The sequence below is a fragment of the Collinsella sp. CLA-ER-H2 genome, assembly GCF_040092405.1.
GTDB lineage: Bacteria > Actinomycetota > Coriobacteriia > Coriobacteriales > Coriobacteriaceae > Collinsella.
In genome coordinates, this window is record NZ_JBBNLO010000043.1 from 1 (window position 1) to 11,168 (window position 11,168).

Annotated in this window: 12 protein-coding genes; 6 read left to right on the forward strand and 6 right to left on the reverse strand. The window is 55.4% G+C overall.

Going from position 1 to position 11,168, the window contains the following annotated elements:
- The first annotated feature begins 576 nt into the window (after positions 1-576).
- The 3 genes from AAAX59_RS09215 to AAAX59_RS09225 are packed head-to-tail and all read left to right on the forward strand — an operon-like array spanning position 577 to position 2,674.
- The gene (locus AAAX59_RS09215; protein WP_349071538.1) at positions 577-1,215 is read left to right on the forward strand and encodes a hypothetical protein; all 639 of its coding nucleotides are present in this window, start codon (positions 577-579) and stop codon (positions 1,213-1,215) included.
- Complete coding sequence (locus AAAX59_RS09220) at positions 1,212-1,937, forward strand: metallophosphoesterase (protein ID WP_349071539.1); 726 nt, start codon at positions 1,212-1,214, stop codon at positions 1,935-1,937. Before AAAX59_RS09215 ends, AAAX59_RS09220 begins: the two co-directional genes overlap by 4 nt.
- The gene (locus AAAX59_RS09225) at positions 1,937-2,674 is read left to right on the forward strand and encodes a metallophosphoesterase (RefSeq protein WP_349071540.1); all 738 of its coding nucleotides are present in this window, start codon (positions 1,937-1,939) and stop codon (positions 2,672-2,674) included. The genes AAAX59_RS09220 and AAAX59_RS09225 overlap by 1 nt, the downstream gene beginning before the upstream one ends.
- 30 nt (positions 2,675-2,704) lie before the next feature.
- Here AAAX59_RS09225 and AAAX59_RS09230 read toward each other — a convergent pair whose 3' ends face one another.
- From AAAX59_RS09230 to AAAX59_RS09245, 4 genes are all read right to left on the reverse strand, one after another.
- The gene (locus AAAX59_RS09230) at positions 2,705-3,214 is read right to left on the reverse strand and encodes a DUF5067 domain-containing protein (RefSeq protein ID WP_349071541.1); all 510 of its coding nucleotides are present in this window, start codon (positions 3,212-3,214) and stop codon (positions 2,705-2,707) included.
- 34 nt (positions 3,215-3,248) lie between these two features.
- Complete coding sequence (locus tag AAAX59_RS09235) at positions 3,249-3,458, reverse strand: hypothetical protein (RefSeq protein ID WP_349071542.1); 210 nt, start codon at positions 3,456-3,458, stop codon at positions 3,249-3,251.
- 2 nt (positions 3,459-3,460) lie between these two features.
- Positions 3,461-4,153, reverse strand: coding sequence for a hypothetical protein (locus AAAX59_RS09240; protein WP_349071543.1), 693 nt, complete (start codon positions 4,151-4,153; stop codon positions 3,461-3,463).
- Positions 4,154-4,341: 188 nt separating this feature from the next.
- Complete coding sequence (locus tag AAAX59_RS09245; protein WP_349071544.1) at positions 4,342-4,926, reverse strand: recombinase family protein; 585 nt, start codon at positions 4,924-4,926, stop codon at positions 4,342-4,344.
- 409 nt (positions 4,927-5,335) lie between these two features.
- On the opposite strand from AAAX59_RS09245, the gene AAAX59_RS09250 reads away from it, so the two are divergent.
- The 3 genes from AAAX59_RS09250 (at position 5,336) to AAAX59_RS09260 (ending at position 7,655) form a co-directional block, all read left to right on the forward strand.
- The gene (locus AAAX59_RS09250) at positions 5,336-6,529 is read left to right on the forward strand and encodes an ATP-binding protein (RefSeq protein WP_349071545.1); all 1,194 of its coding nucleotides are present in this window, start codon (positions 5,336-5,338) and stop codon (positions 6,527-6,529) included.
- 372 nt (positions 6,530-6,901) lie between these two features.
- Positions 6,902-7,123 carry a DUF6290 family protein gene (locus tag AAAX59_RS09255; RefSeq protein ID WP_195241088.1) on the forward strand — a complete coding sequence of 74 codons (222 nt, stop codon included), beginning with the start codon at positions 6,902-6,904 and terminating at the stop codon, positions 7,121-7,123.
- 253 nt (positions 7,124-7,376) lie between these two features.
- The gene (locus tag AAAX59_RS09260) at positions 7,377-7,655 is read left to right on the forward strand and encodes a hypothetical protein (protein WP_349071546.1); all 279 of its coding nucleotides are present in this window, start codon (positions 7,377-7,379) and stop codon (positions 7,653-7,655) included.
- A gap of 156 nt (positions 7,656-7,811) precedes the next feature.
- Here AAAX59_RS09260 and AAAX59_RS09265 read toward each other — a convergent pair whose 3' ends face one another.
- Both AAAX59_RS09265 and AAAX59_RS09270 read right to left on the reverse strand, forming a co-directional pair.
- On the reverse strand, positions 7,812-9,011 hold the full coding sequence (locus tag AAAX59_RS09265) for a relaxase/mobilization nuclease domain-containing protein (protein ID WP_349071547.1): 1,200 nt from the start codon (positions 9,009-9,011) through the stop codon (positions 7,812-7,814).
- Complete coding sequence (locus tag AAAX59_RS09270; protein WP_195241091.1) at positions 9,008-9,544, reverse strand: hypothetical protein; 537 nt, start codon at positions 9,542-9,544, stop codon at positions 9,008-9,010. Before AAAX59_RS09270 ends, AAAX59_RS09265 begins: the two co-directional genes overlap by 4 nt.
- Positions 9,545-11,168 lie beyond the last annotated feature (1,624 nt).

Consider the following 11,168-nt stretch of genomic DNA (forward strand, 5'->3'; position numbering starts at 1 on the left):
AGCTTGCCAGGCAAGCGTCGACTAAGCCATGCAGCGTGCGCGGGCCCTCCCGACGGGAAACGAAAAAGCCCGGTTTCAAACCGGGCTCGAACGAACATGCCTATTGACAATGGCTTTCTCATATTAAGAAAGGCCACCGTCGCTAAGACGATGACCTAACTTTCTAACGCAACGGCTCTGCCCAGCTCTCTACAACTTGGGCTGCCGTCGGCACCATTCTACCCGCTTGACATTGCTGTTGTCGATGCGCCGTATCAAGAATCCACGGCAGCGTTCGCGGTTGCAAAACAGCCCAACAAATAGCGGCTATTAGTCAGCTCGGCTGTCCAAAAGGCCTAATAGTTGCTAATAGCGGCCAGTTGGCAACGGATTTGGGCTATTAGTTCTAACAGTGCCTATACTATGACCCCACAAACGGGACAAGGTTTTCTATCCGCACGAGGTTTTAAAGTTTTAGCTGGAACAATCCGGCAGATTGGAGCACAGAACATGAGGTTCGAACGCCTCATGTCGCTCAAAATACGTCTCCTCAACTGCGCAAAGGAGAACGGTTTTTAGCGACAGGGAGACAATGGAATGATCTGGTTCACCAGTGACACGCACTTCGGGCACGAGAACGTCCTGAAGTTCACCGACCGCCCGTGGGAGACGATTTGGCAGATGAACGACGCCATCGTCGACAGCATCAACGGTAGGGTCGCCATGGACGACGAGCTCTACATCCTGGGAGATTTCTCATTCAAGATGACCGCCCAGGACGCCTATGGGCTGCGCAAGCGAATCGCCTGCAGGCGTATCCACCTCGTCCCGGGAAACCACGACAAGGACTGGACCCGGCCGGCGGTCGCGGGTGCATTCACCGTGGAGCCGCCGATCTGCGTGCTCAAGATCGACGGGCAGAAGATTGTCCTGAGCCATTACCCCATGGCCGACTGGCAGGGCATGAACCATGGATCGTGGCACCTCCACGGGCATATCCACAGCAGCGGCGGCGCGTACAACGAGTTCAACCGCAAGCAGGGCCTTCTGCGCTACGACGTCGGTTGCGATGCCAACGGGCATTCCCCGGTGAGCCTCGACGGGCTGAGGGAATGGTTCGCGGGAGTCGACGAGCCGTGCGGCCGGGTGAAGTGGCCCTGGTGGGTCAACGAGACCGGCGACAGGCAGGTCGAGCGCGAGCTGGCGGCGTACAAGAGGGAAGAGGCGATCCGATGACGGTCTATGTGACAGGCGACATCCACGGTGGGCTCGACATGCAAAAGCTCCGCGACTGGGAGCTTGGCGACAGTCTTACCAGCGACGACTATCTCATCGTTGCCGGTGACTTTGGCTTTCCGTGGAACTTTTCCGCTGAGGAATGCGCCGACATCGTTTGGCTGGAGTCGCGCCCCTACACGGTGCTGTTCGTCGACGGCAACCACGAGCGCTTCGATCACTGGGCGGAGCGCCCCGTGGAGTTATGGCATGGCGGGCTGACGCAGCACCTGTCGGACACCTCGCCCATTCGGCGCCTGACGCGCGGCGAGGTCTTCGAGCTCGACGGCTCGACAATCTTCACCATGGGCGGTGCCACGAGCGTGGACAGGGAATACCGCGTTCCGTATTCCAGCTGGTGGCCTCAGGAGCTCCCGGACGAGCGCGAATTCGATGCCGCGCGGGCAAAGCTCGACGAGGTCGGCTGGAAGGTCGACTGCGTCATCACCCATACCTGCTCGACGCGCATGCTCTCGCCGACGCTCTACCCGGACCCGGGCTGGGAACGCCCTGATGTGGACCGGCTGACCGGATTCCTTGACGAGCTCGAGGACCGCCTGGACTATAAACACTGGTATTACGGCCATTTTCACCGAGACGGCAACCCGGACGAACGGCACACGGTGCTGTACGACCGGATCGTGAGGCTCGGGGACAAACTCCTGCCGTGGGGTGCGTACTGATGACGGTCTATGTGACAGGCGACGTGCACGGCAGGGCCGAGTACGGGTCCAGCCGGTTTGCATTCAAAAATTGGCCGCTGGGCCGGACCCTGACGCGCGATGACGTGGTGATCGTGGCCGGCGACTTCGGCTTTGTCTGGGATGGATCCAACGCCGAGAAATACTGGCTCGACTGGTTCGAGTCGAAGCCGTGGACCACGTGTTTCGTAGACGGCAACCATGAGAATCACCACGCCCTGGCTGGGCTGCCGGTGCGGGAGTGGAACGGCGGGTTCGTCCACGAGGCGCGACCGCACGTGCTGCACCTGATGCGCGGAGAGGTGTTCGATATCGACGGGCTCACAGTCCTTGCCATGGGCGGCGCCGCGAGCAACGACAGGCAGTATCGCAAGGAGGGGAGGAGCTGGTGGCCCGAGGAGATACCGAGCGTGGAAGAGATGGGGCACTGCCGCGCCTCGCTCGATCGCGTGGGCTGGAAGGTCGACTACGTTGTGACTCACGAGGCTCCTGCCGACCTGGCAGAGCAACTATGCCGGGAGCGCGAACGCGAGTATCTGGACGACCGGCTGCAACGATTCCTTGGCGAGCTCGACGGGCGACTCGGCTGCCGCGCCTGGTTCTTCGGCCACTACCACGGCGACGAGTGGCGTGACGCCAGGCATCGCCTTATCTACCGAGACATCGTGCCGGTCGAAGATGCTGCGCCCGCTTCTAGAAACCTTCTAGAAGCGCTCTAGAAGGTTTCTAGAAATTAGGCGCCATATGGACTATTCCAATTCAAAAGTCTGGTCGAGGGAGTTCGACCCGGCACCCACCCCGTCGACTTTCACTTCGATGGGAGACATGTCGTTGAGGTCAAAAATCGACACACCGTCGCATTCGCCTCCCGGCGCAAGCCCTTGCGAAGAGAAGTGATCTTCCTGCAAATCGGCGGCAAACCCGCGAGATAGCATCTGCTTATTTTGATAAGCCGTGATGTAGCTACCAACAGCGCATGAATCTGCCGATCGGTTGTTAATGGCGTGCCAGCGAACAACGGCAACCTTCCCGCCATCGCCAGTCGGGGAATCATGCACCTCGACGCCGGTGACTGAATACTTCATCTTGCCGTAAACCCCGTCTTCCTGCGCGTTATCAGAATCGGCGACCCGAACTGCCGTCTGATGATCGTCTGCCTGGCTGCACCCAGAGGTCATAACTAGGGCGGCTGCCAGAACACCCGCAGCCCCAAAGTTCCGAGCTAGGTTGATTGCCTTTTTAACAGAGAGATGCTCCATCGATTACTCCAAACTTAATTGTTTTTGAATGCCATCAGCCAAACAGCCAAGCCCCAATGAGCATGACCACTGAAACTGCCGTAAGCGAAGCCCAGACGGCATTTTGACGGGTGATGACACCGCTGATGGTGAGCGGATTTGCGCCGGCACCATCAATGACAGTCCATACGAGTGCCGTGACCAAAAAGACGACTAGCCCTGCCGTTATCAACTCACGGCGAGACGGCCTTAGCTTGTCGGACATATCTACACGCCCCTCGTCTGGGTCATGACCTCGACCTTGGCCTCGGCCACGGCCGCCCGCTGCTCGGAGGCGGCGAGGCGGTCCTTGAGGGCGGCGACCTCGGCCATCAGGTCACGCTGGGCGAGGAGGGAGACGTTGAGATCGGCCTGAGCCTTGGCCGCGGCGTCGACCGCACCCCTCATGCTTTCAATTCGATCGTCTTTTGCGGCTGATTCTGCCAAGAGCTGATTGTTCTCGGAATCGAGCTTCTTGAGCTGCGAGAGGTAATCGGCGACGGTGGCGTGGAGCTCATCGTTCTCAATCTCCAAGCTCGCAGTATCCAGCTCGAATTTCTCTTTGATGGCGGCGACCTGCTCGACGCAATTAGATTTGATGCTCTGAATCTGTTCCGTTGCACTTTTCTTGGCGGCGTCGGCGTCCTCGCAGGCAGCACGAGCCTCCATCGCGGCGGCTTCGGCAGCGCCCACGATGATGCGCTTGACCCGCTCGACCGCCTCATCGAGGACGGCCGATGCGTCGAGCGCAGCCTTCACGCCGGAAGTGGCGTTAGGGTGGTAGCCGTCGACCAAGCGGGCGACGGTATCGGCCTGCGAGAGGCCAAGGCTCGTGCTGATGTCCTTTATGGCGTCACGGGTCTCCGATGAGACATTCAGACTGGTCATTTTCTTTTCGGACTGGACTTGGTTTTCGGCCATGATACGGCACTCCAATCAACAACGGGCATGGCTCCGCCACGCCGTACGGCTGGGAAGAAATACGCGGCCGCTGTTGAGTTGTGTTCGTCCTGCGATCGGTGAGTTCTAAAAAGGCGTCTCAAGTCATGCGTTCACGCAGGGTTTCAGTTGGAGAAATACCGCACTCTTATATAGTAGCGCACTCGGATTTATCTTCTGACGCCCACTAACCCGCGCTCGCGGAGCACGCGGTACAGGGTCGATTTCGAGATACCTGTTGCGGCGCAGATGTCGGGAATTGGCGTCTCACGGGCGAGGTAGAGCTTCACAGCAGCGTCGGCCTTGACGTCCGCGATACGCGGGCGGCCCCCGACGTTGCCACCGCGGCTCCGTTTGACGGCGATACCCTCGGCCTGGCGCTGCCTGATCAGGTCGCGCTCGAGCTCGGCGGTGCAGGCATGGGTGCCCAGCACGAAACGGCCGAATGCAGTATCGAGGTCAACGGGCTGCTTCAGTGATATGAGCTTCACTCCTAAGTTCCTGAACATCAGGTCATAGTTCAGTAGCTGCCTCGTCGATCTGGTCAGGCGCTCCCAGGACTCGACCACCACTTCATCGCCGCGCTTCATCTTTTTGAACAACTTTTTCTGTTGCGTGCGGTCGCCCTCGCGTGCGCCAGTCTCTTTGTCTTTGAAGATGCGCTCATAGGCCACGCCAGCGTTGACCAATGCCTCGATTTGACGGTCGAGCTTCTGGTCCTTTGTGCTCACGCGGGCATATCCATATCGTGTCATTTTTAGCCTCCTGCCTCGTAGTTTGATTTTCCCATGGGAATCAAAGGCGAGGTTTTGGCACTGGGTTTTGGCACTCGACATTCATGGCATCGAGGGTTCGATTTTCGAGTGCCCAGAGGCATACCTTTTGAGACGTCGGGGCCTTGAATATGAGCAATAAGATGCGTATCAGTTCGCGATGGTTCGATGATGGGACCGGCTATACCGGTTTTTCGATATGGCTATGGCAGTTTTTATATATCGAGTGAGCACGAAGGGCCAGAAACTCGACTCGCGGAGGGGCGGCGGCAACCCGCTGGTGAAGGGAGTTAAGTTGGCGGGTTCGATCTCCCGGTTCAAAAAATACTCAGTATACTGAGTGATTTTACTCAGTATACTGAGTATTTAAGAAACAAGGAGGTAGATTGACATGTTTGAGCGCCATCAAGTTGCCGTGATAGCCCAGAGGATGCGGGAAACGAATAATCCGTTGATGCAATTTATAATCGGGCCCCGCCAAACGGGAAAGTCGACCATGTTCGTGCAGGCGTTGCACCATGTAGACATGCCCTGTCACGTGGTCAATGCGGACGATGTTGTGAATCCCGATGCCAGCTGGCTGCAAATCGAGTGGCAACAGGCAAGAAACCTCACGTCTGGAGGTAAGGCCCCGGCCGTTTTCGTTGTTGATGAGATTCAAAAGGTGCAGAGTTGGTCCACGGTCGTCAAGGGATTGTACGACCGGGATCGCCGGGAGGGGACGCCGCTCAAGGTCATGTTGACCGGATCGTCGTCGCTGCTGCTGCATAAGGGCTTGGAAGAATCCCTTATGGGCCGTTACGAGCTCATTCGGTCGCCGCATTGGTCCTATCGCGAGTGCAGCGAGGCCTTTGACTTTTCTTTTGAAGACTATCTCTATCACGGCGGATATCCGGGTGCGGCGCCGCTGGTTTCCGATGACGCCCGTTGGCGAAACTATATCCGAGATGCGATCGTCGAGCCGGCGATCTCGCGCGATGTTCTCTCGTTGGAGAATATCCGCAAACCGGCGCTGATGCGCGCGCTCTTTTGGCTCGCGGCGAGCTATTCGGGACAGGAGCTTTCGTATTCAAAAATGGTAGGCCAGCTGCAGGATGCCGGTAACACGGTCACGGTCGCCGGGTATTTGGACCTGCTGGGCAAGGCTGGTTTGGTTACGGCGATCCCCAAGTTCAGTGACAAGGAGCTCGCAAAGCGCCGAAGCACCCCGCGGCTCATGGTTTATGACACGGCGTTTATGACGGCGCTCGGCGATAAGGGCCGTGCAGAATGGCTGGAGGATTCGGCGCGGCGGGGTCATTTGGTGGAATCGGCAGTGGGTGCACGACTGCTTGCGCGCGCGCCGGAAGAGGGTTTTGAGGTTATGTGGTGGCGTGAAGGCGTCAAAGAGGTCGACTTTGTGCTGCGAAGGAATGATGCACTGAGCGCCATCGAGGTCAAAAGCGGTGGAGAGTCCGGCCAGAGCGGCATGTCGACGCTCCTAAAAAAGTATCCGCGAGCCAAGCGGATCGTCGTGGGAGGAGCGGCGGCCGGGGCGTGCACCGTGGAGGATTTTCTGCTCGATAAGGTACCGCTGTTTAACTAGCCTGAGCAAATTGAGAAAATACTCAGTATAGTAAGTGAAATCACTCAGTGTACTGAGTATTTTGACTTGGGCGTTGGATGGGTGCTCGGTCACCGCGTGCGATGGTGAAAACCGGGCCAGGCCTTACCAGCGGATATGCATACAGGAGGGGCTTCCATTTTCCATGTCCCGCTCATATCGTCTGCCAGAAACCTGACGAATGACCTGTCCCCCCGTCATGCCCTTGTCACAAAATCTATTAACGGGACCGTCAAATTTCCTCCTGCATTTTCTGACGGTACCGCGGTTCCCGCATACGTTTTGGGACTGTTGAATATGAACAATAAGATATGTACCAGTAAAGTTCGATGCCAGCATTGATTGGAGCGCTCAATGTGCGAAATTGCGGTCATGTTTGATGAGGGCGAAATGGCTTTGATTCAGGTTCATGCGGACGCCGCAGGCGTGCCCTTTTCCGAGTTCGTGAGAAGGGCGGCACTCGAAAAAGTCGAGGACATGGCGGACATCGAGGCTTACGGCAAAGCCTTGGATGAGGATGACGACGCCCGCTACTCAATGGATGACGTCATGCGTATGGCTATGTGGAACAATTAGCCGTTCACGGTGCCAAACAGGCCGCACGCGGTGGGCGGCGGCATTGCCGAAAAATCGACCTCACCAGATGCGATTTACGGCCCGAAAAAGGGGTGCTGCTGGCATCCACACCAACCTTTGGCTAAACGTCCCGTAAATCGAATCCTGTTAAGCCGCCTACCTGCAGTTTTGTGAAATTTGATACCACCGGGTGAGAATCATGTCCGCGCGGGGCGATATATTAGGTAAAACACCCGCGAGGAAAGGAATAGCCATGAGCGACGCACAGGAAATCGTTCAACGACTCGAACGCGAGATGGCAGACCGAGCTGCCGCCGTTGAGAAGGTTGATGCTTTCAAGGCTCAGTTCAACCAAACCATCAAGGCCTTCATGGTCGCAGACAGTGCGATCCGCACCCTTGACGACCATGACAGCGAGATCGACGCCCAGATTGCAACTGCCATCGACGAGCATCTTCGCGCCATCGACATGCTCTGCCACTTCGGCATCGACGGTGGTTTCGGTAAGAAGCATCCGATCAAGGAGTACTAGACCGCTGCATGGCCATGGAAGTAAAGTAGAAGAGGGTCGAAACGAAGCAGTTCCCGGACAATTGGCGTCCGGCCAGACACTTCGGTTCGACCCTTTCTTTCAGGATTCTGTAACAGCTGATTGAATTGCAACGCACTAGGGCAGGGCAGTTCAAAGCTAGCGAGGCGTGTCGCCGCGCGAGTAGTCGCCGCGATCGACAACGCGATCGTCCATCTGTCGCGACACGGCGCTACCGCCGTGCGCCTGGCCGGCAGCACGAACGCGGTCATCGTCGGCATCGGGAACGGCGCCGGCATAGCGGTTGCGAATCTCCCTTGCGTAACCGCGACGCGCAAGAAGCTCATCGCGAACCGCCGGATCTTCGAGCAGGTCCTCATCGCACTTCGGTGCGATGAATTTGGGGAATGAATTGTAGGCGACGCCCTTGCTCGCTTTTGCTTGTTCGACCCACGCCGAGTACGCCTTCTTAAGACGTTGAATGTAAATCTCACAGCGCTTCTCGTACGGCAATGCTCGCTCGGCTTCCAGCACGTTCTTTTCGAACGCCGCTTCAAGTTGTTTGACCGCGAAACGTCCGTCGAGTCGAGTCAGATTGAAAGTGCACTTCGGATTGCCGGCTTCTTTGATATCTAGATCTGTCGCATAGACTCGATTGTTCTTGATGAAAATGTCTACGCCCCACGATGCAAGTAGTTTTTTGAACTGCTCCATGTTCTTTACGCGACCTTCGTCAATTGCGATATGGATCAGCTCGCGCAGATTGTTTTTGTAACTGTATTCGTCGCGGTCGATGATTTCCTTTTCGATCTCGCGAGGTTGGCGCTCACGAATCTTCGAATTCTTCTTTCCCTTCTCAAGTTGGACGAGGTTCCATTTGTCATCAAGTTCACGAACCCATGAAGCGCGCTTGTATTTGCCTCGACGGCCACCGGTGTCGCAGCGTTTACCCGTCAGCAAATCGGTTCGATTTATCGCCATGTGGACGGCATAACGTTTGCCAGCTTTATCGCTTTCTTCATGCAACGCAAAGATAACTTGCTGATTTTGATAATGCTGGGCGACCCATTCTTTCGCGTACGACATGCATTTTTCCGGAGTCATCTTACCGCCGTTGCACGAACATTCTTCGGGCAGGAACGCGAGAATCTGGTGAAGGATAGTCACGTTCTTGGCACCGGCTCTCGAAGGTTTGTCGTGATGAAAAACCTTTCTGGTCATCGCCATTTTAGAAAACCAATACTTGTCGCATTCGATGTTCCAACCGTCACGGGCCAAGGCATGTTTTCCGTTGATGTACTTACGGACATTCTTTGCGTACCGATCGCTCGAAACGCTCTTCTGCTTGATAACCGTCATTTCGTTTCGCCACCTTCGATGAAATAACGACGCTCAAGAGTTTTCAGGAATCGAAAAGCGAGATCCGCGCTTTTCGTAACGTGGTCAACGGTTCTGAAAACCGCTATCTCGTTATAAGAGGGAAGTCCGTTAGCATTTATGAAATGCATGAGCTGATTGAGGTTTGTGCCCTGCTTCAAAAGTTCGTGATAAATTTTCTCGGCACCTCCGCGATCGAAATCTATCTTTTCGACTTTCCCACTGATAAGAACGCGACGGGCGTATGAACTGACGGTTACACCGAGCGAGTTCGCGTTGCTTTCGATTTTCTTTTTCTCTGCTGGAGAAACCTTGATGTGAATCTCTTCAGATCGAGATTTCTGGTCGACGTTTTCTGCAGAACCGAAATCAATATCAAACTCGTTGATGTTGCATAAAACAAACCGTATAAGTTCGGCTTCGCTTAACTTATGGCGTTTTGCAATTGAAGCGATGGCTTTCTTCTCTTCATCGGAAAGAGATGCTTTGACGGTGTGCGGGCGAAGCCTGCTCATGATTCCTCCGGAAACGAATCAGCGATCGGAGAGGCCTCCGATCAAAACCTGCTATGCGATTCGCCTTCCTTGAGGAACGGCTGGCGTCGTTCCAAAAATGAAGAATCGACTCCACGATTCTTTCGCGCGAAGTTTCAACTTCGAATAAACCTTATCGCCGTGAGAGGCGATAAGCAAGATTTGTGGTGTGGTGTTTTTGGGACGAATAGGCCCACAAAAGTGCCACCCACAGTCATCTTGCAATCTCCGGAACGGTGATTGGGCGAAACGCAGTGTAGACGCGGAATGAGAGGCCTCATTCCAAGCGAGAGGCCTCGCGGCGTCGTAACTGCGTGAAGACCGTGAGCGGAAGCGAATTTTTAACGCGAAGGATGCTGAGTGTTAGAAGTTCGCTGTAGCGAGAGCGGAGCGATATTGCGAATGCGAGGGATGCCGAGTGTTCGCATTGCCGCGAAGCGGGTTTGCGGCGACCGCGGCGCAAACATTCGACTTGTCGAATCGTTTTTCGCAACGCCGGCGAAAAAGTTGAGGCAGCTTTCGACAATTTCAATGGCGCGGAGAGTCATTAGCGTGACTCGCAGCGCTGTTGGATTTGTCGAAAGGTGACGCGGCTCGCATTGCGATTCGGATTAGCGAGTCGGTTTTCATGCGGCGGTCAAGCCGCCTATGATCGCGACCTTCGGTCGCTATCGATTTTCAAATTTTGTTTTGACGCGAGTTGAGATGCGAAACGAAAAACCGAAACGCCCGCGCGAGCCGTTTCGACTTTTGCGCGGGCGTTTCGAATCAAATGAAAATCAATACGATGAGTTTTTGAGTTTCACGCTTCATAACAGATTTAAAAACTACGGCGTCGATTCCAACTGCCATCAATCAACCGATGCAGTCGCAGTCAACTTACCGACCCAGGTCCAAGGGCGGAGCCCTGGCAAGAGCCAACGGCTGCGAACTTGTGGCTACATTTACGATGGAGGTACAAGTTCGCGTCTCTTGCGAGATTTTTCATCTCACAGCACATTTCACGGCAAACCATCGCCGCGCTTAGATCGCTTCGGTGTCCGGTGGCTGTCCGGTAGCGAACCTTTTACCGAGACGCACCGGAGACATTGCGTAACTGTGTCATGCCGCAACAATGTAAAAGTGTGACTGCCGAACTGTGTAATAACGCAATAACGTAACAACGTTATTGCGTCACTTTTTAACGCCGCCAAGGGCGCCGGGTTTTTAGGGCAGAACCCTAGTGCGCCGCCGGGCTTTGTACGGCGGCGCACTAGGGTTCTGCCCTAAAACCCGGCACACGGCAAAACGAAATAACAGAACTATGCAATAACGACATTACGTAAATACGGCATTGCTGAAAAAGTGAATACCGTTGACACTCCCCGTAGTTGAAACCAGGGGTTTTACGACGGTTTTGATAATCTATGTGGTCGATATAATACCGTTGAACCCGCATATCGATACCGCTCAGCCATTCGCCTCGCCCCCATCGCACGCATCTTCATTCGGTCTGTCATTATCAATCTAACGATGCTTTGAGGAATGTAGGTGCTTCTAAATGTACTGTCGACTTCTTCTCAAACTAATCCTAAGAGACAAGGCCGTATGGATTTGTACGCTCGTT

What these genes read in the sequence shown, in the direction of transcription:
- AAAX59_RS09215 (WP_349071538.1), top strand. Translation starts at nt 577, where the DNA reads ATGATCTGGTTCACCAGTGACACGCACTTCGGGCACGAGAACGTCCTG.
- AAAX59_RS09220 (WP_349071539.1), top strand. Translation starts at nt 1,212, where the DNA reads ATGACGGTCTATGTGACAGGCGACATCCACGGTGGGCTCGACATGCAA.
- AAAX59_RS09225 (WP_349071540.1), top strand. Translation starts at nt 1,937, where the DNA reads ATGACGGTCTATGTGACAGGCGACGTGCACGGCAGGGCCGAGTACGGG.
- AAAX59_RS09230 (WP_349071541.1), bottom strand. Translation starts at nt 3,214, where the DNA reads ATGGAGCATCTCTCTGTTAAAAAGGCAATCAACCTAGCTCGGAACTTT.
- AAAX59_RS09235 (WP_349071542.1), bottom strand. Translation starts at nt 3,458, where the DNA reads ATGTCCGACAAGCTAAGGCCGTCTCGCCGTGAGTTGATAACGGCAGGG.
- AAAX59_RS09240 (WP_349071543.1), bottom strand. Translation starts at nt 4,153, where the DNA reads ATGGCCGAAAACCAAGTCCAGTCCGAAAAGAAAATGACCAGTCTGAAT.
- AAAX59_RS09245 (WP_349071544.1), bottom strand. Translation starts at nt 4,926, where the DNA reads ATGACACGATATGGATATGCCCGCGTGAGCACAAAGGACCAGAAGCTC.
- AAAX59_RS09250 (WP_349071545.1), top strand. Translation starts at nt 5,336, where the DNA reads ATGTTTGAGCGCCATCAAGTTGCCGTGATAGCCCAGAGGATGCGGGAA.
- AAAX59_RS09255 (WP_195241088.1), top strand. Translation starts at nt 6,902, where the DNA reads ATGTGCGAAATTGCGGTCATGTTTGATGAGGGCGAAATGGCTTTGATT.
- AAAX59_RS09260 (WP_349071546.1), top strand. Translation starts at nt 7,377, where the DNA reads ATGAGCGACGCACAGGAAATCGTTCAACGACTCGAACGCGAGATGGCA.
- AAAX59_RS09265 (WP_349071547.1), bottom strand. Translation starts at nt 9,011, where the DNA reads ATGACGGTTATCAAGCAGAAGAGCGTTTCGAGCGATCGGTACGCAAAG.
- AAAX59_RS09270 (WP_195241091.1), bottom strand. Translation starts at nt 9,544, where the DNA reads ATGAGCAGGCTTCGCCCGCACACCGTCAAAGCATCTCTTTCCGATGAA.